Source organism: Rossellomorea sp. SC111 (assembly GCF_024733565.1).
Lineage (GTDB): Bacteria > Bacillota > Bacilli > Bacillales > Bacillaceae_B > Rossellomorea.
The window spans coordinates 158,299-182,012 of record NZ_JANIOC010000002.1 but is presented as its reverse complement, the minus strand read 5'-3'; the positions used below and the strand labels follow the sequence as shown (position 1 = coordinate 182,012).

Genomic DNA, 23,714 nt, shown 5'->3' with positions numbered 1-23,714 from the left:
AGGGGTTTGCATGAATGATAAATGTATATTCATTCATCATTGTAGTACAATACCGGCAGATGATTGTACTACAATTCATATTATTTCACCAATATTAATCTAGCTGTTGAAGGTAAATCTTTTTTTTGATAGATTAAAACAGTGTCTGAATGGGTAAACATACAGAGGTTCATACATTATTTGTCAAAACCAAAACATCTAGGGGGTACATTTATGGAGTTATTAACAAGTATCGTAGGCACCTTGAATGATTACATGTGGTCGTACATACTGATCGTCGCACTGATCGGACTGGGATTATACTTCTCGTTACGAACAAAATTCGCACAGTTCCGATATTTAGGAGAAATGGGGAGACTATTAACCGATAAAACGACCATTTCTTCAGAAGGAAAACGGGGGATTTCTTCGTTCCAGGCATTCACGATCAGTACAGCTTCACGTGTCGGTACCGGTAACCTTGCCGGTGTGGCAACAGCGATCGCAGGCGGAGGACCTGGAGCTGTATTCTGGATGTGGCTCATTGCCTTACTGGGTGGAGCAACCAGCTTCGTGGAAAGTACACTCGCTCAAATCTACAAAGTGAAAGACGGTAAGGACGGTTATCGGGGTGGTCCTGCTTACTATATGGAAAAAGGATTAAATGCCCGTTGGATGGGAATCCTTTTTGCAGTGATTATCACGTTCTGTTTTGGTCTCGTATTTAACTCTGTCCAATCCAATACGATTTCACTTGCCATGGAAGAAGCCTATTCTTTCGATCGAATGACAGTCGGCATCATTCTGGCTGTACTGACTGCCGTTGTAATCTTCGGCGGAGTCAAGCGGATCGCCAGTGTCACTCAAATCGTTGTTCCGATCATGGCCGTCCTCTATCTGATTCTTGCATTCTATATTCTAGTCACCAATATTACCATGCTTCCAGATATGTTTGTCGTCATCTTTGAGAATGCATTCGGTATCCGGGAGGTAGCAAGCGGCGGTGTCGGAGCAGCCATCATGATGGGAATCAAGCGTGGATTATTCTCCAATGAAGCAGGTATGGGTAGTGCCCCTAACGCAGCGGCGTCTGCCGGTGTGACACATCCGGTTAAGCAAGGTCTCATTCAAACGCTTGGTGTTTTCACCGATACATTGCTCATCTGTACGGCAACTGCCTTCATGATCATCTTATCCGATCAATATACGACCGGAGTCGATGGGATTCAACTGACACAGGCAGCTCTAAGCTTCCACGTGGGGGCATGGGCGGATACCTTTGTAGCTGTCGCCATATTCCTGTTCGCCTTCAGTTCGATCATCGGAAACTACTATTACGGGGAAACCAACATCGAATTCATCAAATACAGTCCGGTCTCCCTATTCATCTATCGAATCGCCGTTCTTGGCATGGTAATATTCGGAGCGGTTGTGAAACTGGATATCGTATGGAGCTTAGCCGATCTATTCATGGGGCTGATGGCCATCATCAACTTGATAGCCATTACATTACTGGCCAAAATTGCCATTGCTGCACTAAAGGATTATAGAGAACAAAAAAGGCAGGGGAAAGATCCTGTTTTCTACTCTAATTCGATTGATGGCTTAAAAGGAATTGAAAGCTGGGAAGCAAAGCCTGAAACAAGAGAAGAACAATAGAAGGAATGGACCAGCCTGAAGATGGGCTGGTCTTCTTTCTTAATAAAGAATAAAAAGATGGATAATAATTACATAGAATTATCTTCTCTGGTGAAAATAATAACGAATAATTTTCCACTGAGGAGAGAGAATCATGAGAAAAGAATTACTATTTGCATTCGGTGCTTTTTTTATTATGTCCCTCCATGCCATTGCCGGTAACTTTTCCCCTGAACCTACGGAAAAACAACCAGTAAACGAAATAATTGTAAAAGTTTACAAAAAAGATGTGACCGGTGATGGTAAGAAAGATACGATTACACTCAAGGCGATTCCTTTTTCTCCTGATGCACTGTTTCTCAAGCAAATCTGGGCAGATATCAAAACGTCCAAAGGAAGCGACATCCGGATTGATTATGAGGGCGGATATGAACCGAAAATTCAATTCGATGATTTAAATCACGATGGTATTAAGGATATGCTGTATTCAGCTGCAACAGGTGGCAGCGGCGGCCTATACAATATGGCTCTCCATACATTGGCCGACAACAAACTCGTCGATATCGGACTGCCTGAGCCCCTTACGATTCAAGCTCAATTTGAAGATCAATACAAGGCATCCATTACGTTTGTGGATACAAATCAATCCTATACAGTGGATTTAAGCGATCGGAAAGAGGATTACGAAAGACTGGGGATTTATACCGACGGAAATCTAAATGAACCTATGGAATTGATGGTGGGACCGTATGTCTTTTTCGAACCGGTTAAAATCTTTGAAAAACGCGGTAAAGGGCTGAAGGGATATCAACAAATCAGTGGCGCCTATCATGCTGATGGTATCGGTACTGCCACTTCTTACTGGTATTATGAAAAAGGTATATGGAAGTTGATTAAAATCAAGTGGAGAGAACATTGAAAGGGAACCGTTTCTAGGCAAGTGTCATACTCTGTCGTAAGCCCATTTTTGTAAAGGAGGCTTATAGATGAGTGAATTTAAGCCTGAAAAGTTAACTGTTCAATATCTGCCGCCTGCATCCATCTTCAATCCGATCGATAACAGGAAGTACACGTTAACCCATTCCGATACGACAGGAGAACTATACTTAAGTATCGGGTGCCACTATGATCTTGAAAAGATCAATATCACCATGAGGGACGAAGTGTTGGGAGAATGGAGGCGAAACCTCGGTCAATATACGCTGACCGGGACAGTATATGTAAGTGGGGGAGAATTCGATCAGCAGCTTTCCAACGTTCGATTCATGATTTTCAAGAAGGAGCTGCCATTAGCGCTCGCAGCAATGGTGAACGGGGATAAAGGCTTTTACACGTATTATCCATGGCTCCTTGATGCGCCGATTATCATCTGCTTCGAATCCATATTTCCTGAATATCAGCAAACGCTTTATTTCGGAACACCAAGACAATATCTCATTAAATAAGGCAAAAGCATAGAGAGGACCAGATGGACTCTTTATGCTTTTTTTCATTGAGTGACTTACCAGAAATTGATGAAAAATCTTGTAGGACTATGAGTGATTACGATCGTATTATGTAAACTAAAGTAGATGTACAGCCAACACCAAGGAATTAGGAATGGAACACAGCTTAGATACTATTCGATTACAAATTAAAATAATCAGATTATAGCTTATGAAATATGATAAAACTGAAACTTCATAACGTGTAATGAGTGAGCAGCCAGGCAAATATTATTCGGATTGATCATTTGATAACTCAAATGATAACTCAAAACTGACAACAGATCATAATCATAGATCATCCTAATTTTTTCTTCTGTCTCATTATAAACAGTATACTTGTGATACGAGACTGAAATTGACATTTTCATTTAGGTTCCTATAATTTACATTATGTAAACCTAATCTTTAAATGGATTATTGTAGCCCTTTCCTATTTATACAATATGAAACACCCCTACTTAATAAGTAAATTTTTGCTACGTGTTTAAAAAAATGAATGTTTACCTTTCTCTTTCCTTTTTTATATTATTCTAATGTACCCATTCAGCATCAATAATCAGTAAAACATATTTGTATGGAAATGTTAGGTGAAACCATAATCGTATGCCATCATTTCATCTCACAATAAATCAATCCTTATCATAAGATATAGATAAAATCTAACTGTTACATTCACAAATTGGTTAAGAAAGCTGTGATTGACAAGATGAAAAACGATAAGGATAATCTCTTTTCATTTCAAAATCTACAGGAAACCGGGATGTCATTTGACCAGGTATTTGAACATATTGTAAAGTTCATGCGTTCAATGCCAAACGGTCACTATCGATTAATGGTGGGGACTGATTCACAAGTTCATCGATCACATACCACCTTCATAACAGGAATTGTGATATTAAATGAAGGAAATGGTGTGTGGGCATGTATAAGAAAAGTGTTAGTCCCAAGGAGAATGCTGCAATTGCATGAGCGGATTTCATATGAGCTGTCTTTATCCGGAGAAATTGTTTCGTTGTTTACAGAGGAACGAAAAAATAAGTTAATTCATATCGTCCTTCCTTATATTTATGAGGGGGCTACATTTAGTATGGAGGGTCATATTGATATTGGGAATGGAAAACAGAATAAAACGAGTAAGTTTGTGAAGGAAATGGTCGCAAGGATGGAAGCGATGGGTGTGGAACCGAAAATTAAACCTGATGCCTTCGTGGCTTCCAGTTATGCGAACCGTTATACAAAATGAAGCCATTCATTTATGAATTCTCAGATTTGCTCGTTCCTGTAAACTTCCTCTTAAATAATCGTGATAGATTTATAGAAAAGCACCGAGAATCGACTGAAACACCCTCCCCATTCCCTCCTCCCTCACATCCAGCTTTTTGGAATAGAAAATATCAACTGTCAGCCCTCACATTTTTCAACAATCAAAATACTATATTATGTAAGATTACTAGAATGATATAAAAGGATGTCTGATGATGGAAAATGAAATGAATGTTCAGCTTTCTCCTCCCTGGATCACATATTTTAATGAAATGAAAAACACAATTGGTAAAGACCCCGAAGTGACAGTCGGACCATTGATCCCGGTTGATTCAACATATATCGCATTAGTGAACACAACTAATAACGAAAAAGCAATAGCCCTGGCAACTCTTCTTAAGCCAGCCATTGAGTTCGGTAACGTCACATTGACCGTTATTGTCGTAAACAATGAACAGAAAATCGTCACCGGTGTTCCCTGCCCCCTACGTCCGTTTGCAGTAGCAGATTTGGTCCAAGTCGGTTTGGAAGGAAATCCTTACTTTGAACAGGTGGTGGTGAAACCACCGTTCCCGGGGGAACCAAACGCTGTGTACCCGGTATTTACAGCCGAGGTCATTCAATTTTTCAACGATGATCTATCAAACCTTTGCAATACTTTCACTGGTGTTGCTTCTACAGTCTTCGGCACCGTTATGAAAGAGAATGTATGTGGAGTTTCGATCTTGTTTTCCACCAATTGTGAAGAATAACAAAAGGTGCCCGGGACAAAAATCCCAGGCACCTTTTTACTTTCTGGTTATTTCTCCGTTTTTCTTTCATTTGCTACCTTACCTGTCTAAATTTCAATGATAGAACATATGTTCCGTCACTCGCTTTTACAACAAAAATCAAGACTCCTTAGCGTTGCTTTTCCCTTTTACTCAGGTTCTCTCTCAACAGGAACTTTTGAATTTTCCCACTTGCATTACGAGGAAGTTCCTCCACAAAGACATATTCACGCGGCCGTTTATAATCTGCTAACAGATCACCATTCTTTAAAAATAAATCAAGATCCACTGATGAAAGAGAAGGTTTTTTCGAGACCACTACTGCTAAAACATGCTCTCCCCATTTTTCATCCGGCCGTCCGAGGACAGCGACATCCAACACGTCTTCATGAACATGCAGGGCATCCTCTACCTCACGCGGATACACATTCTCCCCGCCTGTAATCACCATATCATTCACCCTGTCAGCCACGTACAAATATCCTTCCTCATCCATGTAACCCAAGTCACTGGAGTGGTACCAGCCTTTATACAACGCTTTATCCGTCGCTTCCTTCCGGTTAAAGTATTCAAGCATCGTGCATGAGCCCCTGACAATGATTTCCCCCACTTCACCAGGTTTACACATATCCTCAGGATCAGAAGGACCGTTCTCATTGGGTCTTACCACTCGTATTTCATGGTTATAAGCGGCACGTCCGGCGGAACCCGCCTTCGTTAACTGCTCATCCTGAAGCAGGAACGTAACCGCTGGCCCCATTTCAGTCTGACCATATGCCTGGATAAGGTCAATCTTCATCTTTTCATGAAGGGATCTGACAAGTACAGGCGCCATAGGAGCCGCCCCATATAGTCCTATCCGGAGGGAAGTTGTATCGTATCCTTCCACCCCATGCTGAAGGAGCATATTCCACATGGTCGGCGCTGCGAAAAGAGTGGTGACCTTCTCACGCTGGATGACTTTCAAAACGGTATCAGGCTGGAACTGATGAACAATGATATTTTTCGCTCCAGCTTGCACCCGTGGAAGGAAACAGCAATGAAGCTCGGCACAATGGAACATCGGTGCAGTCACAAGTCCGATATCGTTTGGTGTAAGCCCCTTAACCGATGTACAGATCAAGCTCTGCTCCGCCATATCCCGGTGTCTGTGGAGAACCCCCTTTGGTCTGCCGGTGGTCCCGCTCGTGTACATGATGGCATAAATGTCAGTTTCTTCGACTGAAAAATCAGCAAGTGACGTGGAACAAGGACTCACTACCTCATTATAGCTATGGGCAAACTCTGGAGAATCGTCCCCCACATACCAAAAAAGGGTCTGGGGAAAGTTCTTGGATATCCCTTCAATCGGGCGGGAAAGTGCTTCTTCAAATAATACGACTTTAGGTTCTGCATCTTCTAATATAAAGTGTATTTCCTTCCCTTTCAGCCGGAAGTTTATCGGATTGATTACGGCACCGATTTTCCCGCATGCAAAATAGGCATTGGCTAACTCCAGAGTATTAAATAAATACGTAGAAACCCGGTCCCCTTTTCTTACCCCTGCATCCAAGAGGGCATTGGCCACACGATGGACTTCATCCTGCCACTCTCCAAATGTTAACCGTTTACCAGTCTTCTCTTCTACAATTGCCTCCTTATTGCGGAATTTCATTACCGTTTGGTCAAAAATAGATCCAGTGGTTGCGTACATGTTCCTCCTCCTCTAAAAAAACGAACTCTTTACTTTCCAACCCCTACACATTAGGGTTCGTGACGAATATACGTTTTCCCTTCTGATTAATCTGATAATTCAGAAATAAATGATCAAAAAAACCACCCTCTCATTAAACTGACTGAGAAAGTGGTTTTTTTGATCATACTATTTATGACGCTTTTTGCTCACTCATGATGACATTCAACTTACGTTTAGATAACACATTAAAAAAGATATTCAGCCCTATCGCCGTTAAACTGCCTGCAACAATTCCATTATCCGTCAAGATCCGGATGCTTGAGGGCATTTGCGCGAACAATTCAGGGACAGCTGTTACCCCAAGTCCCATTCCTACAGAACACGCGATGATCAATAAGTTCTCCTGTGAAGCAAAATTCACAGTACTAAGCATTTTAATCCCGTAGGCGACCACCATACCGAACATGGCGACCATCGCACCACCCAATACGGAAGCTGGAATCACGGTGGTAAGTGCACCGATTTTCGGGACCAAACCAAGAATCACAAGGAAAGCACCCGTTGCATATATCACATTATTCCGCTTCACACCCGAAAGCTGAACCAATCCGACGTTCTGGGAATACGCCGTATACGGAAATGCGTTGAATAATCCACCGAGGACGATGGCCAATCCTTCTGCACGATACCCTCTTGCTAAATCTTCTTCTGAAATCTTCTTATCAGTGATATCCCCAAGGGCGAAATACACACCCGTTGACTCTACCAGGCTGACCATGGCTACAAGAATCATCGTGAGGATGGCTGTTATTTCAAAAGTCGGCATCCCGAAGTAGAATGGTTTAGCCATATGAAACCACGAAGCATCGCCGACTGCACTGAAATCGACTTTTCCGAGAACGAAAGCGACAGCCGTTCCTGCCATCAGTCCGAGTAAAATGGATACTGAGCGGACAAAACCTGTAAAGAACTTATATAAGAATAATATGAATACCAACGTTCCAAACGCTAAAGACAGATTTTCCAATGAACCAAAATCGGCACTCCCCTGACCGCCTGCCATATTGTTCATGGCAACAGGGATCAGAGTGATCCCAATGATGGTCACGACCGAACCCGTCACGACAGGCGGGAAAAAGCGGACGAGCTTCCCAAAATATTTACTGATCGCAGTGACGAATAGACCTGAAACGAGAATCGATCCGTAGATGGCGGAGATCCCATACTGACCTCCAATTGCGACCATCGGCCCGACTGCCGTGAACGTACATCCCAGGACAACCGGTAGCCCGATCCCGAAGAATCGATTACTCCACACTTGCAGCAAGGTTGCGATTCCACACATGAAGATATCGATGGATACAAGATACGTAAGCTGTTCTCCCGAAAGTCCAAGGGCCCCTCCGACGATCAAGGGGACAATGACCGCACCTGCATACATGGCAAGAACATGCTGGATACCAAGTGAAGCCAGTTTAAGAGGCTGTTTTTTCATGATACAGTCGCCTCCTCTTGCTTAAATTGTACTTTTCCGTTTTCAAGGGACTTTATTTCAGCTAAAGATTCCACTCTATAGCCAGTATCCCGGACGATTTTACCGCCATTTTGAAAAGACTTCTCAATGACTATTCCGATTCCCGCGACAACCGCTTCCGCCTGCTTCACTAAGTCGATCAACCCCAATGCGGCTTGCCCGTTTGCCAGGAAATCATCGATCAATAAGACCCGATCATTTTTTTGTATGTACTCCCTCGATATGGAAATGGTATTTTCTTCTTGCTTTGTGAATGAATACACCTTTGAAGTAAGAACTCCTTCTGTTAGCGTCAACGATTTCTTTTTTCGTGCAAAGACCAGTGGTACATTCATCTGAAGGGCAGCCATCACACCTGGAGCAATTCCTGATGATTCAATGGTCAGTACCTTTGTGATTCCTTCCCCATTGAAACGAGAGGCAAGTTCTTTCCCTATTTCCATCATCAGTTCCGGATGTATTTGATGATTAAGAAATGAATCGACCTTTAATACAGTTTCTGATAGGACGACGCCCTCTGCTTTAATCTTATTTTTTAATAAATTCATGAATAAACCGCTCCTTTACCTGTTGTAGATACTAAAAAACCCAAAGGATATTGTGCTCACATCAGAGTGAGACAATGACCTTTGGGTTAGGCAAAGAGCGTCCATAAAGACTCACCTATCATTGCTCACCCATAGTCGGATCATTTACGGTAATCCGGTAGAAACTCGCGGGCCATATCCCCGCTATTATATGAGTGAAAACTATAGATTGAATTGATATTGGTTAGTATACCGACAACTCAGCCTTTTGTAAAGACTCATTTCTTAACATTAACACTAATATAAAGTTAAATGTTCGTGAAATAAGAATCGTTTTATAACGATTCCCTTTACAAAGGGAAATAGGTTCAGAAAATATCTCATTGATAATATAGATAAAAAGTCATATCTTCAGTGGTCAGAACTATAATCATATTATGTAGTGATTTTTCATCCTTATTGGATAACGGGAGGGATTCTATGAAACAAAATGCTGTGGCCATAGGTCTAAAAGTATTTGCATGGTTTTTATTTTTCGCCGGAAGCATTACCGCAATGAAATTGGATGTGTCTAAATCCGGTATTTTCGGGATCGAGGATATGACATCTGCCATTTGGCTGCTATATCTTCTTTCCTTGGGAGCAACGATGTTTTTCTTGGGATTAAGTGAAATTGTACATTTGAATCAGCAAAAAATAAATCAGAGCCTTGTAGAGGGCCAATCATAATCTTCATAGATGACAGATGAGTAAAGCATGGGGAAACTATACTCCCCATGCTTTACTCATTTTCAATTACCTCAAGCTTTAACGAAAGTTCTTTTAACTGCTTTCTTTTTTCCCATTCAGGTAAATCCGATGCTTTGATTTCCTTTCTCTCAGATGAAAGAATTGCAAGCTTCTCAATGAAGGAATCATCAAATGGTTGAGACAGTTGATTCGTAAGCTTCTTTGCTAAGAATGGACTAGCACCGCCTGTAGAAACAGCGATGGTGAAAGTCCCTTTTTGTGTAAAGGAAACCATCTGCATATTTCCACAATCCCCATCGTCCACTACACATAGAAGCTGATTTCTGTCGGAGTACTTTTTCACCTGTTCGTTCACCGATCGCTTATTCGTGGCAGCAATGACGATGAACGCTTTACTTACATCCTCCGGCAGCACTTCTCTCTTGATCCACATAATTTTCTTCTCTTCATGTAGTACTCTGATCTCATCGACCACCTCAGGGCTGATGATGGTAATATTTGCTCCCTGCTCAAGAAAAATAGAGAGCTTACGACGTGCCACTTTTCCTCCACCTATAATCGTCACTTGCTTATCCTTCACATCAATCATGATCGGCAGCATAGGCTTCTCCTTTGACCCACAGAGATTCATTTACCCGCTCCAGAAATGCCTGCATCACAAGAGGGTCATACCCTAAATAGTTCGCCAGGAGGATATGTTTATTATTGATTCTGCGGATTTCTTTCTCGATCCCTTTCATCAATAACCCGGTGAATAGGAGATAAGGCAGGAAGACGACGTTTCCATCAGTATTTTTCAAGGACTCCAGAGTTTCTTTAAAGCTTGGTGAGGATGCCGTTAAATAGCATGTTCTTACCTCGCTTATCCCTGTTTTTCGGTGGAATAGCTCAGCTATTGCACCGAAATCCCTCTTGACATCCGGATCTGAACTCCCCCTTCCGATTAAAATGACCGTTGTTAATGAATGAAGTGGGGCAGCCTCCTCGATTTTATTAATGACACTTTCGACCATCCGATCATGTACGCCGATTGGACGTCCGTATTTCACCTTGATATGAGGATATAAGCCCTTGCACCTTTGAATTTCATCAGGGATATCCTTCTTGGCATGGACCGCTGTCAGAAGAAGGAGTGGTACGACAGTCAGATGAGTTGCCCCTCGGTCCACGCATGAACGGAATCCTTCTTCAATGGAAGGGCTGGCAAGTTCAAGGAAGCTTATTTCCTGAATATCCGCCTCGACATGTTCCTGACATCGCTTGATGAAGGCAACAGCTTCTTCACGGGCTTTCACCAAACGACTGCCATGGCACACATACAATACCGCACGTTTCATCTATAAAGCCTCGCTCATGAGCATTTTCTTTTCAAACCATTGAATTTTCTCACGAAACCGTACCACTTCTCCTACGATGATCATGCTTGGATTTTCAATTTTTTCCTCTTTCACGATATCAATAATGGTTTCAAGAGTCCCAGTGACGGTTTTTTGCACTTCTGTCGTCCCCCAGTGAACAAGCGCCACAGGGGTATGTTTGGACTTGCCATATTGTATCAGCTTTTCTTTGATATAAGGAAGGTTGCTGACTCCCATATAGATGGCCAGGGTATCGATTCCCTTCGATAAGCTCTCCCATTTCTCATCTTCGAGTTGATTGTTTTGCTTATGACCTGTTACAAAGGCAACGCTTGAACTTGCATCCCGGTGAGTGACCGGGATTCCGGCGTAGGCAGCTGCTGCGATCCCTGATGTGATACCCGGAATGATTTCAAAAGGAATCCCTTTTTTCGCGCATGCTTCTGCTTCCTCACCGCCTCTTCCGAATACAAAGGGATCTCCCCCTTTTAATCTGACCACCACTTTTCCACTTGCTGCATATCGCACCAGAAAATGATTGATCGTATCTTGTTTCATCGTATGATAGTTTGGCAGTTTCCCGCAGTAGATCAAGTCTGCCCCTTTCTTCGCATAGGAGAGAAGTTCCTTATTCACCAGACGGTCATAAAGAATGACGTCTGCTTTTTGTATGGATTTCAACGCTTTTAGCGTAATCAGTTCCGGATCCCCGGGTCCCGCTCCGACTAAATATACCTTTCCCATTGTTTCCCTCCTCAGGATTTAATGATTGTTTCCTGTTCGTGCAGAACAAACCCTGCACCATTTCCCCGGATTCTCTTTTTTTCATAAAGTGAGATATCCTCGACATCCGGCTTTTTCAAAAAATATTTCTCAAGTTCGACCTCAACCAGGTCAAACGCTTTCTCATCTGTGTCAGCTGCTACTACGACTATCGTGACAAAGTCCCGGGCAGTAACTTCAAATCGATACAGATTCATCAATCATTACCTCCCTATGCTTCCTGTAGCAGTTGATCCAACGATTCCTGGAGTGGAGCGGTACCGACACGGTTTATATAGTCAAAAAACGTTTCTCCCTGTTCCTTTGTTTGTTTGAAGTGAATCAATAGTTGCTTGACGACCTCGGACAGATTGGAAGCTTCCACTTTCCCCTTTAGCTTTTCATTCAATTTCCCGCCATCCTGGAGGGTACCCCCTACATAGATTTCAAAGGCTTCGATCATTTTCTTATCTTTCGTTCTCATTTTGATACCCTGCAGACCGATGTCTGCAATTTGTCGCTGTCCGCATGAATTCGGGCAACCGACCATATGGATTCTGACAGGAACGTCCAACGTCAATTCCCGGTCCAATTCATTTGCGATCTGTCTCATCCGCTCCTTTGTCTCCACTAAAGCAAGATTGCAATATTCGATACCTGTGCATGATACAGAGTACCCGATGAAAGATAATGGGCTCGTTGAAATCCGGTCGAAGATCTTTTCGGAGAGTAAAGCATCTACATGCTCATCCGGTATATTCGGAATGATGAGATTCTGAGAGTTGCAGTTTCTGAGTTCACCATTTCCATATTTCTTAGAAATCCTCGCTAGCTCAAATACTTCATCGGAATTCAGTCTGCCTACTGGAACATTCAGTCCAATATAATTAAGCCCTTCCTGCTTTTGGGAGTGAACCCCGTAGAAATATCCTGCATTCCAGCCTTTAACAGCATTGGTTCCCGCCGGAAGAAGCTCCACATATTCAAGAAGTTTTTCTTTGAACTTCTCTGGCCCCCAGTCAGCCATTAAGAATTTCAAACGGGCTAAATGACGTTTCTCCCGATATCCGTAGTCACGGAAAATGGTCGTAAGGGCAACCGTTACATCTTTCACTTGATGGGGAAGAACGAATACGTCCAATTCTTGTGCCAGAAGTGGTCTAGAAGACAACCCACCTCCAACCTTAAGGTGAAACCCGTTTTCTTCTAGACCGTCTATCCGCTTTTTCGCCGGAAGGAAAGAAACACAGTTGATTTCGGCATTGGCAGCATTGTTGACATTCGCTGAAATCGCAACTTTATACTTTCTCGGTAAATTTGAAAAATCTTCGTTATGCTGGAAAAAGTCATAGACTTCTTTCACAACGGCTCTTGTATCAAAGAGTTCATCCGGGTCGATTCCTGCCAGGGGATTACCGACGATGTTACGTGTAATATCCCCACATGCCCCTGCAGAGGACAATCCGACTTTTTCCAGACGTTTGAAGATATCCGGGATTTGTTCAATCTTCAACCAGTGGAACTGGATGGCCTGACGGGTCGTGATATCATAAACGTCCCTGCCGTATTCTTTACAAATGGCAGCAAGCTCCCTTGCCTGATCATAGCTCAGTATGCCCGATGGGACATTCACCCTCATCATGAAATATCCGTCTTCCTTGGGTCTTTGCAGGTAAAGACCCGCCCATTTGAACTTATCCCACTCATCTTTCGGGATGGATGAGAAACCGTTTTGGGCATAAAAGGGTATATCCTTGAAAATGGCCAATCCATCTTTCTCAAGCTTCCATTTTTCCGTTTTATTGAGTTTCTCATTTGACTTCCATGATTTTGTATAAGCCATGATTTTCTCTCCTTAAATAAGTTGTTTTTGTTTTAATTCAAGCAGTAAAGACTCCACACATTCTTTTATGGAATGCTTTTCTGTATCGAGGACGATTTCCGGATTTTCCGGTTCTTCGTATGGTGCACTGATTCCCGTGAATTGAGTGATTTCCTGGTTACGGGCTTTTTTGTACAAGCCTTTGGGATCGCGCTTTTCACATTCCTCTAATGAGCAGTGCACGAATACTTCCAGAAATTCTTTCGGTCTGACTAATTCACGTACGAGATTCCGGTCTTCCCTGTAAGGCGAGATAAAGGCAGTGAGGACGATTTGGCCGCTATCGACAAAAAGTTTGGACACTTCCCCGATTCGCCTGATATTTTCTTTCCGATCGTCTTCATTGAAGCCTAAATCGTTATTCAACCCATGACGGATATTGTCCCCATCAAGGACATACACCTGTTTCCCCTGTTGAAAAAGGGAAGCAGCCACTGCATTGGCTACAGTCGATTTACCTGATGCAGATAACCCCGTGAACCAAAGGATGAAACTTTGATGACCGTTACGTGTCCGTCGCTCCTGTTTCGTTACCGCTGCTTCATGCCAGACGATGTTTTGTTTTTCACTCAATCTATGCTCCTCCTCTTGACGACTGTTTTGATTCTTCTTTCAACCCATTGATTAATACTTCAATCACTTCTGGTCGACTGAAGGTGGATGGAGGGACTTCCCCGTTCCGAAGCATCTCCCTGACTTTCGTTCCGGAAAGTATGACATGACTTTCTTTTTCATGTGGGCACGTCTTTGTGGTCGCCATCCCTTCGCACCTATTACAATAAAAGCTATGCTCGAAGCGAAGAGGGATAATCCCGATTTCTTCTTCGCTGAACTGATCAAAGATTTTCTGTGCATCATAGGTTCCATAATAATCACCGACCCCTGCATGATCTCGCCCGACAATAAAATGGGTACAGCCATAGTTTTTTCGTACTAATGCATGAAAGATGGCTTCCCTGGGTCCGGCATATCTCATGGCTGCCGGAAAGACTCCAAGGTACACTCGGTCTTTCGGATAATAGTTCTTTAATAAGACGTCATAGCTTTCCATTCGGATGTCCGCTGAAATATCATCTGCTTTGGTTTCACCCACTAATGGATTCAAAAAGAGGGCATCCACGGTTTCAAGTGCCGTTTTCTGAATATATTCATGTGCCCGATGGACTGGATTTCTAGTCTGGAAACCGACGATCGTCTTCCATCCTCTATTCTTGAACCTTGTTCGCGTTTCACTTGGATCAAACGTAAATTCATTGAATGCTTTTGGGATTCTCTTAAGGAGGGTAATCCTGCCCCCCACATACACCTCTCCCCGCTGGAATAATTTTTTCACTCCCGGATGATCCGAATCGGTCGTTCCATATACGAGAAGGGCTTCTTTTTGTTTATCAGGTGTATAAATATCCTCTATTTCAATGAGGCCATATGTACCCCCTTTATATACGAGCCTGCTCGTTATCCCTTTCCTCAAGCAAACAGCCTTATCTTTCTCGATGGGCAGGGTGATGGGAATGCTCCAAACACATCCATTCTCCAACCGCAATGATTCAACGACATCTTGATAATCCGCCTCTGTCAAAAATCCGTCGATTGGACTGTAAGCCCCTATGGCAATAAGCTCCAAATCACTTAACGCGATATCATCCAATGGGATTTCCTGTTGAATGCTTTCATACGATGTTTGGGGTAAATAAGATTGAACCAATTTTCCTCCGTGTGGCTGTAAACTCATTTCATATATCCTCCTTGACATATTGTTTTAATCGGATTTAAGTCTATATTCCTCCTCCATCCTCGTGGACAGACCTTCTTTCTTCATTGATGACCCTCATAAGAGATAGGGCTCCCACCGTGGCAATGATGACGCTTATGGGGACGACAATTGAATACAGATCGCTATCGACCAGGAGTTTAACCAAAAAGTATGAGATACTGAGCGAAATCAGGGGAGAGACCACCCAGATTTTGACGATTTTTTTCACAATCTCTTTTTGCAGCATATGTTTACCGCTTTTAGCTACGCCAATGCCAATGATGGAAGACGACGTCACTTGTGTAAGAGGGATCGGCAACCCATACAGGGAGCTTACCATCACAAGAAGGGCTCCTGTAGAGGAAATTAGGATTCCTTCTGCTTTAGAGTACTGGGTGATTTTCTTTCCGTTTGTTTCAACGACCCTTTTCCCCAGTAAAACAGCTCCAAGGGCTACAAATAAACCACCAAGCCAAATCCCCCTAGAAGGTGAGAGTAAGCCTGCGCCAACCAATGGACCAACGGCATTTGCTACATTATTCATCCCCGCTGAGAAAGCTTCAAAGAATCCGGCGATGATCAACAAATATGCCAGCCACCTTTTTTCAAAGTGGTATCCCCGCTCTTCCAGTCGTACTAAGCCTAAGCCGACGACCCATGTTATACAAAAGGCGATGATCGGAACAATGACCCAGAATGACATGATGGTCATAAGTGACTTCACATAAAGAACCTGGTAAGCCACCCCGACTCCTACTACCGCTCCGACCGTTACTTCACTTGTAGATAGCGGGATTCCGATTATATTCGCCAAGAACAATGAGATCGTTGCAGATACCAAAATAATGAGAACGACCTTAATCGACAATAGATTCTGTGGAATGATTCCTGAACTGATTGTCTTTACAACCTCTCCACCACCCAGAACCGCTCCGCCGAGGACACCTGCAGCGCATATCCATAGCGCTGTCCTGATGTTCTTTATCGCGCCTGCACCATATGCAACTCCCATTGATGCTGCCGCTCCGCTGGCACCAATGTTCATGGCGAAGAACAAGCTGATTAGAAGGGCCGTGATTTCAAGCAAAGATCGTCACCCTTTCTAATGAAGACCGCATTCTGTCTTTCCTTTTCCTTTCCATCTTCCGGAGCGAAGATCGTTGATATCGATGGCCGGTGTGGTGCAATGAAAGCAGCCTATGCTCGGATATCCCTGATCGTGAAGAGGGTTATAAGAGAGATTATGTTTGTGGACATAACGCCAGATCTCCTTCCACGTCCAGTGAATCAACGGACAAATTTTGACGGATTGAAATTTGTCATCTCTATTAATGAATTCAACGTGTTGTCTTGTAGGGGATTGTTCCCTCCTTAATCCTGAAATCCATGCATGCCCCTTTGATAATGTTTCTTTTAACGGGGCAAGCTTCCGTATTTGACAGCATTGATTTGGTTTGGTTTCCCATAATTTATCCCCATATGCTTCTGCCTGCTCCCTGAGGTTCAACTTAGGCTTTTTCAAGTGGATGGTCAACTCGGGATAAGACTCCTTCACTTTTTCAATGATTTCATATGTTTCCTTGAAATGTACCCCTGTATCAAGGAATACGATGGTCGCCTGCGGTTGTACCTTGGATATGAGATCGATGAGCACAATGCCTTCAATCCCGAAACTGCACGCATATACAACCTCGTCACCATAATGATCGTATGTCCATTTCAGGACGTCCAACGCTCCTTTATAGACCGGATCCACTTCAAAATCCACGGATGGCTGTTTCCAAGTCTGATACGTTAACATAGTACACCCCTTTCCCTGATGCTTATCCAAAGAAAAAGAGGCGGTAACAAAATATAGAGAGTCCCTATATTTGTGCTACGCGCCTCTAGTTTGTCTAGTCAGCTTATTTTATTCGTACTTTTTCATTTTTCTCTAATTGAATGACTTTGCCGTCTTGAACGACGATAGTGATTGAACCATAATTCATGGATTCAAGCATCGACTGGATTTTCTCTGCCACTGCCTCAAACTGTGCTTGTTGACCTTTTCCTCTTGTCACATGATTCCCCCAATTTTCGTCTTATCCAGTTCACTCACAAATAAAAAACAACCTTCCATTTTGGAAAGTTGTTCAGGTAAGGATACCTTATCTTCCAAAATGGCTTAACATTTTGCTGGAATTAGCACCTTACAATACGTAGGTTGCTGGGCTTCACAGGGCCAGATCCCTCCACCACTCTGGATAAGAGTTATTAATTTTAATATTCTAAATAATATCACATTCCCAAAAGAAGTCAACCCGACTTTTTCGATCGGATTTATGTCTTTTGGCTTATTTTACTTTCAACGTCCAATCTCTATATGTTTATTCGATTGAAATGGGATTTAAAACACTATTTTCAGAAAGCACGATTTCGTTTACTCCTGCCCTTTCCTTCTTCAACGTTCCATTAGCTCAAAGACGACTTTACCCGCAATCACCTTTTTTTCAACCTGATTGACTGCAGTGATATCAAAATGAAGAAAGTGATCTTGTTTATCCCGCATTTCTGCCCGTAAGGTAATCACATCGTTCAACATGACCATTCCTTTAAACCGTACAGAGTAATCTTTGATAAAACCTTCTTCATAATGGAGACTGAATAGTTTTGACACATTGCCCATCGTCCACATACCGTGGGCGATGACTCCTGGCAGACCCAACTTCAGGGCATCGCTATCGATCGTATGAATAGGATTATAATCCCCCGATGCCCCGGCATATTTGATCAAGTCGATTCTCGATACCGGGTCTAATTCAACAGGAGGAAGTGAGTCTCCTACTTGGAGTGACCGTAGTGTTGTTGTCATTTACTCAACCTCTTTCTAACAGCTTCTGTAATGATGACAATGGCTTGGGAAGTGAAAATCCGTTTGCCCTGCACATCTTCCCCCACATCTTCTATAACGAGGAACCCCAGTGTCCCGCCTGAACCGTTTCGCTCATAATAATCTTTAATTTCCGTGTAACAGCGTATGTTTTCACCCACCTTTAATGGCCTTTCATACTGAAACGACTGTTCACCGTGAATCAATCCCACGTTTGGTAAATAAAAGCCTTCGATTGTACCGTACTCCAACACCCTTGGAAAAGTGGGAGGAGCGATGTTTCCACCAAATCTCGAGCGTTGCCCGATATCTTTATCCATGTAGATGGGATGGGGGTCACCAATGGCTTCTGCAAACTTCCGAACTGCACCTCTTTCCACACAATTCTCAACGTGGACCGAACGTTTTCCGATAAATGACTGAAACATATCTTTCCCCCCTTTCTAGTCTTTCGGACCTCCTGCAACATAAAGGACCTGTCCATTGACGAACGAAGACTTTTCATCTGCAAAAAAGGCCACTGCGTTCGCAATATCTTCAGGAATTCCGCTTCTTCCCACAGGGATTCCCTGCAGGCTCGCTTCTACCAATTGCTCAAATGTAATCCCTATTCGTTTCGCCGTCTCTTTCGTCATCTCGGTTTCGATGAATCCCGGTGCTACCGCATTGGTCGTGATTCCAAATGGTCCGAGCTCAATGGCGAGGGTTTTCGTAAGCCCTTGAAGGCCCGCTTTTGCTGTAGCATAATTTGCCTGGCCCCGGTTCCCGAGGGCAGAGGTGGAAGAAATATTGATGATCCGACCATACTTTTGTTTCACCATATACTTCTGCGCTGCCTTCGCTACATTAAATGAACCCTTCAAATGTACATCCATGACGGTCTGCCAATCGTTTTCGCTCATTTTGAACAACAAATTATCCCTGATAACGCCCGCATTATTGACGACAATGTCAAGGGAACCAAAGGTTTCATACACTTCCTTCATCGCATTTTCCACTTCCTGTGATACTACGACATTGGCCACTTTTGTATACAATTCATACTGCTTAAGTTCTTCACCCGCTTCATTCAACGCCTCTTCATTGACGTCGATGATGGCCACCTTTGCACCTTCTTCAGCCAGCAGCCCCGCAATCGCTCTGCCGATCCCTCTGCTTCCACCCGTCACCATTGCCACTTTTCCTCTGAAACGTTCTCCCATGCCTTTTGCCTCCTTGTAAAATTATACAAATTGCCCCAGTTTTACATGCCCTTTTAATAAATTTCTTGAGATGATCAGTTTTTGGATTTCATCGGTTCCATCATATATGCGCCATAACCTTGCCTCACGATACCAGCGCTCGATGGGGAGCTCTCTCGTGTAGCCCATCCCCCCGTGAATTTGCAGGACACGGTCGACCACCCGATTTCCCATATTGGATCCATAGAGCTTTGCCATGGATGCCACATGGCGGTTGTCTTCTCCCTGATCGAGTGTGAAGGCTGCATTTAACACGAGCCAGCGGGCGGCTTCAATCTCCACGGCAGAGTCCGCAATTTGCCATTGAATCGCCTGCCGGTCAGCGATAGGTTTTCCAAAGGTCTCCCTTTCTTTGGAATAGTCGATGGCCATTTGAAGAAGGCGTTCTGCTGCTCCGACCGCCTGGGCACCTACGATCCAGCGGGCAAAGCCGATCCATTCCAAGCCCAGATCATAGCCGCCATCGATTTCACCAAGGATGTTCTCTTCGGGAACCCTCACATCGTCAAAAATAAGGCTCGCCGGTCCCCATTCACCCATCGTATGGATATATTCGGATTTCCAGCCCATACTTCGATCGGCAATGAAGCAGGTGACGCCATCTCTCCCGGTACGACGATGTTTTTCTTTATCCGTGACGGCCATGACCATGACAAAATCTGCTTCGTTTCCACCCGTAATGAAGGTTTTCTCTCCATTTATTATCCATTCGTTTCCGTCTTTCACGGCTGTGGTCCGGATATTACGGGTATCAGATCCCGCTCCGGGTTCCGTCATGGCAAAACACGATTTCTTTGCTCCATTAATGGTTGGGATCAAGTAGTTTTTCTTCTGTTCCTCGTTGGCGTAATAAAGTATGTTATCGGCATATCCGCCAAAGGAGAATGGAACAAAGGTCTTGGAGATTTCCATATAGACAATGGCCATCATCATTTGACCGAGATCAGCTCCTCCGTATTCCTCTGGAGTATTGATCCCCCAGAATCCGGCATCCTTCGCCTTCATTTGCAACTCTTTCCTCTTTTCTGGAGAGATGCTGGGCTTTCCTTCCCTTTCATTTCGAAGCACTTCATTTTCTAAAGGAATCAATTCTTTCTCAACAAATCGGCGAATGGTCTTCTGGATCATTCTTTGTTCATCTGATAAGCGTAAGTTCATATCGCTTCCCCCTCCTATAATAATCCCCATTTACGGAACATAGGGACCGACTTATGTTTCATATAAGATCGCTTCATCTTCTTTCCTTCTAATAACCTGTAAAAGACGGGGATCTTTTTTCTTTAAACGCTGAAACTCCTTCTACATGATCTTCCGTTGAAATCATCAGAGTTTGAGTGATTCTTTCCTGTTCCAGTATTTCATCCAGGGTGGTGGTGAATGAACGATCAATCATTTTTTTCATCATTCCGTAGGCTTTGCTTGGACCCATTGCTAATGTAGCTGCCAGTTCATTTGTTTTTTCATCTAGACTTTCAGCCGGTACCAGTCTATTAATCACTCCTAATTCATACATCCTCCGGGCTGACACAGGTTCTCCCATAAAAAAGAACTCCTTTGCCAGATGAGGACCAATCAACCGTGGGAGGAAATACGAACCCCCTCCATCAGAAATGAGTCCTACTTTAGAAAAGCTCAGGGCAAATTGACTGGTTTCGGAGGCAATGATTAAATCACAAGCCAGTGCTAAATTAAATCCGGCACCTGCGGCGAAACCATGGACGGCGGCAATGACCGGCTTTTCTATTGTCTTGATGGCTTTAATACATGAATTCAGAATTCCGATATGTTCATAGACTTGGGCAGATGTCGCACTTCCCATCGTTTTCACGTCGCCACCGGCGGAGAATGACCTTCCGGCACCGCGGATCACGATAGCCCTGATTTCCTGATCCCGTTCAGCCTCTTCCAGCGCTGTAATCAATCCCGTAAGCATGAACTCATCAAAAGAATTTAAGCTGTCTGGTCGATTTAAGGTTACAGTCAAAACCCGGTCATTCTTTTCGACTAATAGTGATTGCATCCTATTCATCCCCTTATATTTTTTCCCTGAAATCAAATGCTGCCTGATTACCCAGGGTAATTAAAGATTCGGCAAACCGATCGAACCCGGCAAAGCGCACATCACTTGTCTGACCCATCTTAAAACGGTAATAAATTTGCTGCACAATAACCGCGAGCTTAAAGTAGGCAAAAGACAAATAGAAATGAATGTGGTTCACGTCCCTGCCGCTTTTATTGGCATATTCTTCGATAAACGCTCTTCTGCTATAAAAACCGTCCATGATGGTCACTGGAGGCTTCCCGAGGCCGTATTTCAACAATTCAGGATCATCTTGCTGAATCCAATACCCCATGGCGACACCCAAATCTGCAAGGGGATCTCCGACGGTCGCCATCTCCCAATCAAATAATCCCACCATGGATGTCAGGTCTTCAGAAAACATACTATTGTTTAATTTAAAGTCATAATGAATGATCGTGGACTCAGCATTTTCTGGAACATTTTTGATCAACCATCGTGTCAGATGATCTACATCACGAATCTCACTTGTCTTGGCACGTTCATAGCGATTGATCCAACCGTGAACCTGTCTCTCCATAAAGTGTTCGGGTCTACTGATTTCGTGTAGTGAGGTTTTGGTATAATCAATGGAATGAAGCTCAACCAATCTTGAAACCATTTCTTCCGAGATTCTCTTGCATACATCAGCTGTCACATCCAGATGCGGGGGAAATGATGTATCAAATACTTCCCCCCTTTTTCGTTCCATGATAAAGAATGGGTTTCCGACTATCCCTTCATCTTCAGAGAATACATAGGGTTTTGGTGTAACGTCGAATAAAGGGTGGATCTCTGAAAGGATCCTGAATTCCCTTTTCATATCATGTGCCTTTGGTGCGACGGGTCCTAAAGGGGGACGCCTTAAAACCCCTTCCCATTTCCCCATTGAAAGCAAATACGTTAGATTTGAGTGACCTGCAGAAAATTGTTTAATGCTCAACTCTTCTTGCTTTAGATCAGGAAAATGCTCAACCAGGAACTTCTTTAATTTGCCTTCATTTAATTCTTCTCCTTTTCGGACTGTAACCGTTCCATATTCCATCCGTTCCGTCATTTTACCCCTCCTAAATTCAAGAATATTCTGTTTTTTCGGAACGTAAATGAGTGTTTAACTGTGCTTTTAACAGATCAGGGATTGCTTTGCTGCGTTGTTCCTGAAAGTCAAAATACACGATCACCGCATTTCCTCTTGCGATCAGTTGATGAGTCTCCGCACAAAGAATATCATGTTCTAACTGAAAGCTTTTTGATCCAATTCTGGAAATATAGGAGGTGATCACGAGTTCTTGATTGAAATAACCCTGTGATACGAAATCACATTTAGTGGAGGCTAGAATAAACCGCCAATCCTTCACATCCATGTCAAATCCGATTGTTTGAAAGAATTTAATTCGCGCTTCTTCTAAATAGACAAAATAGGTGGTATTGTTTATATGCCCAAGCGCATCTGTTTCGCAGAACCTGCTCTTTACGGTGATAGAATCCATATATCCGCCTTCTTTCATAATAAATACTAACCAGTCGGTATGTTAAGGGGAGAGGATAGCACTAACCACTTCTCCCCTCTATTCTGTTTCAATTCCTTTTAAGACCATATCGACAAATGTTCCTGCTATTTCTTTATCCGTTTTCGACCCACCAGGCTTATACCATTGATAGCTCCAATTCATCATACCGAGTATTCCGAAGGCTACAATGGAAACGTCAAAGTCACTTCTGAAATCCCCGGCCTCTCTTCCTTCTTTCAAGAGCTTTTCAATATTGTAGCGGTACATATCCCGTTTAGGTTCGATTTGGTCCAGGCTTTCATGGCTTAAGTGTCTCATTTCCCTGAAAAAGACTTTGGCACTGGCTCCCTGTTCTTTGATATCCAAGATGGAAAGATGAATGATGTCAAAAAGTTTCTCACGGAAAGATTTGCTGTCATCTTCCAATATTTTTTCCTGCTTGGACAATAAGCCATCTATATATCTCATATGAATTTCCTTTAAAAGCTCTTCTTTACTGGAAAAATAATAGTAGAATGTTCCTTTCGTCACCCCGATCGATTCGACGATATCCTGAATGGAAGTGACGGTAAAGCCTTTTTGATCAAATAATCGGACTGCTTGTTCTGTCATTTTTTCTCTCATATGAAGTCCCCTCAATCTGCAAATATCACTTG

The 23,714-nt window shown here is 43.2% G+C and carries 27 protein-coding genes and 2 riboswitches; of the genes, 6 read left to right on the top strand and 21 right to left on the bottom strand.

Translation table 11 applies throughout. The features are described 5' to 3' along the window. Positions 1–213: 213 nt before the first annotated feature. The 5 genes from NQ095_RS03015 to NQ095_RS02995 all read left to right on the top strand — a co-directional run bounded on the left by NQ095_RS03015 (position 214) and on the right by NQ095_RS02995 (position 5,119). The gene (locus NQ095_RS03015) at positions 214–1,638 is read left to right on the top strand and encodes an alanine/glycine:cation symporter family protein (RefSeq protein ID WP_258262023.1); all 1,425 of its coding nucleotides are present in this window, start codon (positions 214–216) and stop codon (positions 1,636–1,638) included. A 133-nt stretch (positions 1,639–1,771) separates the two neighbouring features. Then, positions 1,772–2,536 (top strand): hypothetical protein, encoded by a 765-nt coding sequence (locus NQ095_RS03010; RefSeq protein ID WP_258262022.1) that lies wholly within the window; start codon positions 1,772–1,774, stop codon positions 2,534–2,536. Positions 2,537–2,603: 67 nt separating this feature from the next. Next, a complete protein-coding gene (locus NQ095_RS03005) occupies positions 2,604–3,062 on the top strand; it encodes a staygreen family protein (RefSeq protein ID WP_258262021.1) in 459 nt (152 codons plus the stop codon). 802 nt (positions 3,063–3,864) lie between these two features. Then, on the top strand, positions 3,865–4,347 hold the full coding sequence (locus tag NQ095_RS03000; RefSeq protein ID WP_258262020.1) for a ribonuclease H-like YkuK family protein: 483 nt from the start codon (positions 3,865–3,867) through the stop codon (positions 4,345–4,347). A gap of 232 nt (positions 4,348–4,579) precedes the next feature. Then, positions 4,580–5,119 carry a hypothetical protein gene (locus NQ095_RS02995; protein ID WP_375162798.1) on the top strand — a complete coding sequence of 180 codons (540 nt, stop codon included), beginning with the start codon at positions 4,580–4,582 and terminating at the stop codon, positions 5,117–5,119. Between the two features lie 148 nt (positions 5,120–5,267). Here NQ095_RS02995 and NQ095_RS02990 read toward each other — a convergent pair whose 3' ends face one another. The 3 genes from NQ095_RS02990 to NQ095_RS02980 form a co-directional block, all read right to left on the bottom strand. Then, on the bottom strand, positions 5,268–6,830 hold the full coding sequence (locus NQ095_RS02990; RefSeq protein WP_258262019.1) for a long-chain-fatty-acid--CoA ligase: 1,563 nt from the start codon (positions 6,828–6,830) through the stop codon (positions 5,268–5,270). 172 nt (positions 6,831–7,002) lie between these two features. Beyond that, positions 7,003–8,307, bottom strand: a complete 1,305-nt coding sequence (locus NQ095_RS02985; protein ID WP_258262018.1) for a nucleobase:cation symporter-2 family protein — start codon at positions 8,305–8,307, stop codon at positions 7,003–7,005. Then, positions 8,304–8,894: a xanthine phosphoribosyltransferase gene (locus NQ095_RS02980; protein WP_258262017.1), complete on the bottom strand. Its 591-nt coding sequence runs from the start codon at positions 8,892–8,894 to the stop codon at positions 8,304–8,306. The genes NQ095_RS02985 and NQ095_RS02980 overlap by 4 nt, the downstream gene beginning before the upstream one ends. Positions 8,895–9,006: 112 nt before the next feature. Continuing rightward, positions 9,007–9,108, bottom strand: a riboswitch (purine riboswitch). Positions 9,109–9,353: 245 nt separating this feature from the next. Here NQ095_RS02980 and NQ095_RS02975 point away from each other — a divergent pair. Further along, the gene (locus tag NQ095_RS02975; protein WP_258262016.1) at positions 9,354–9,602 is read left to right on the top strand and encodes a hypothetical protein; all 249 of its coding nucleotides are present in this window, start codon (positions 9,354–9,356) and stop codon (positions 9,600–9,602) included. Between the two features lie 52 nt (positions 9,603–9,654). On the opposite strand, the gene NQ095_RS02970 is transcribed toward NQ095_RS02975, so the two are convergent. The 18 genes from NQ095_RS02970 to NQ095_RS02885 all read right to left on the bottom strand — a co-directional run bounded on the left by NQ095_RS02970 (position 9,655) and on the right by NQ095_RS02885 (position 23,682). Beyond that, complete coding sequence (locus NQ095_RS02970) at positions 9,655–10,224, bottom strand: precorrin-2 dehydrogenase/sirohydrochlorin ferrochelatase family protein (RefSeq protein WP_258262015.1); 570 nt, start codon at positions 10,222–10,224, stop codon at positions 9,655–9,657. Next, on the bottom strand, positions 10,205–10,960 hold the full coding sequence (locus NQ095_RS02965; protein WP_258262014.1) for a sirohydrochlorin chelatase: 756 nt from the start codon (positions 10,958–10,960) through the stop codon (positions 10,205–10,207). The genes NQ095_RS02970 and NQ095_RS02965 overlap by 20 nt, the downstream gene beginning before the upstream one ends. Further along, a complete protein-coding gene (gene cobA, locus NQ095_RS02960; RefSeq protein ID WP_258262013.1) occupies positions 10,961–11,725 on the bottom strand; it encodes a uroporphyrinogen-III C-methyltransferase in 765 nt (254 codons plus the stop codon). A gap of 11 nt (positions 11,726–11,736) precedes the next feature. After that, positions 11,737–11,961, bottom strand: a complete 225-nt coding sequence (locus NQ095_RS02955) for a DUF3906 family protein (RefSeq protein WP_060672015.1) — start codon at positions 11,959–11,961, stop codon at positions 11,737–11,739. A 14-nt stretch (positions 11,962–11,975) separates the two neighbouring features. Next, complete coding sequence (locus tag NQ095_RS02950) at positions 11,976–13,586, bottom strand: nitrite/sulfite reductase (RefSeq protein WP_258262012.1); 1,611 nt, start codon at positions 13,584–13,586, stop codon at positions 11,976–11,978. Positions 13,587–13,598: 12 nt separating this feature from the next. After that, the gene (gene cysC / locus NQ095_RS02945) at positions 13,599–14,198 is read right to left on the bottom strand and encodes an adenylyl-sulfate kinase (RefSeq protein ID WP_258262011.1); all 600 of its coding nucleotides are present in this window, start codon (positions 14,196–14,198) and stop codon (positions 13,599–13,601) included. Position 14,199: 1 nt separating this feature from the next. Beyond that, positions 14,200–15,357, bottom strand: a complete 1,158-nt coding sequence (gene sat, locus NQ095_RS02940) for a sulfate adenylyltransferase (RefSeq protein WP_258262010.1) — start codon at positions 15,355–15,357, stop codon at positions 14,200–14,202. 43 nt (positions 15,358–15,400) lie between these two features. Then, entirely contained in the window at positions 15,401–16,423 is a 1,023-nt protein-coding gene (locus NQ095_RS02935) for a sulfate permease (RefSeq protein WP_258262206.1), read from the bottom strand. A 57-nt stretch (positions 16,424–16,480) separates the two neighbouring features. Beyond that, complete coding sequence (locus tag NQ095_RS02930) at positions 16,481–17,179, bottom strand: phosphoadenylyl-sulfate reductase (RefSeq protein WP_258262009.1); 699 nt, start codon at positions 17,177–17,179, stop codon at positions 16,481–16,483. A gap of 103 nt (positions 17,180–17,282) precedes the next feature. Further along, on the bottom strand, positions 17,283–17,438 hold the full coding sequence (locus NQ095_RS02925; protein ID WP_258262008.1) for a YezD family protein: 156 nt from the start codon (positions 17,436–17,438) through the stop codon (positions 17,283–17,285). A gap of 84 nt (positions 17,439–17,522) precedes the next feature. Then, positions 17,523–17,628, bottom strand: a riboswitch (SAM riboswitch). A 190-nt stretch (positions 17,629–17,818) separates the two neighbouring features. Next, entirely contained in the window at positions 17,819–18,229 is a 411-nt protein-coding gene (locus NQ095_RS02920) for a MaoC/PaaZ C-terminal domain-containing protein (RefSeq protein WP_258262007.1), read from the bottom strand. Then, positions 18,226–18,675 carry a MaoC family dehydratase N-terminal domain-containing protein gene (locus NQ095_RS02915; RefSeq protein ID WP_258262006.1) on the bottom strand — a complete coding sequence of 150 codons (450 nt, stop codon included), beginning with the start codon at positions 18,673–18,675 and terminating at the stop codon, positions 18,226–18,228. Before NQ095_RS02915 ends, NQ095_RS02920 begins: the two co-directional genes overlap by 4 nt. A 15-nt stretch (positions 18,676–18,690) precedes the next feature. Beyond that, a complete protein-coding gene (fabG, locus tag NQ095_RS02910; protein WP_258262005.1) occupies positions 18,691–19,449 on the bottom strand; it encodes a 3-oxoacyl-ACP reductase FabG in 759 nt (252 codons plus the stop codon). A gap of 21 nt (positions 19,450–19,470) precedes the next feature. After that, the gene (locus tag NQ095_RS02905) at positions 19,471–20,646 is read right to left on the bottom strand and encodes an acyl-CoA dehydrogenase family protein (protein ID WP_258262004.1); all 1,176 of its coding nucleotides are present in this window, start codon (positions 20,644–20,646) and stop codon (positions 19,471–19,473) included. Between the two features lie 88 nt (positions 20,647–20,734). Then, entirely contained in the window at positions 20,735–21,508 is a 774-nt protein-coding gene (locus tag NQ095_RS02900) for an enoyl-CoA hydratase/isomerase family protein (protein WP_258262003.1), read from the bottom strand. Between the two features lie 13 nt (positions 21,509–21,521). Then, positions 21,522–22,604, bottom strand: a complete 1,083-nt coding sequence (locus NQ095_RS02895; RefSeq protein ID WP_258262002.1) for a phosphotransferase family protein — start codon at positions 22,602–22,604, stop codon at positions 21,522–21,524. Between the two features lie 16 nt (positions 22,605–22,620). After that, on the bottom strand, positions 22,621–23,037 hold the full coding sequence (locus NQ095_RS02890; protein ID WP_258262001.1) for an acyl-CoA thioesterase: 417 nt from the start codon (positions 23,035–23,037) through the stop codon (positions 22,621–22,623). 78 nt (positions 23,038–23,115) lie between these two features. After that, positions 23,116–23,682 (bottom strand): TetR/AcrR family transcriptional regulator, encoded by a 567-nt coding sequence (locus NQ095_RS02885; RefSeq protein ID WP_258262000.1) that lies wholly within the window; start codon positions 23,680–23,682, stop codon positions 23,116–23,118. Positions 23,683–23,714: the final 32 nt, after the last annotated feature.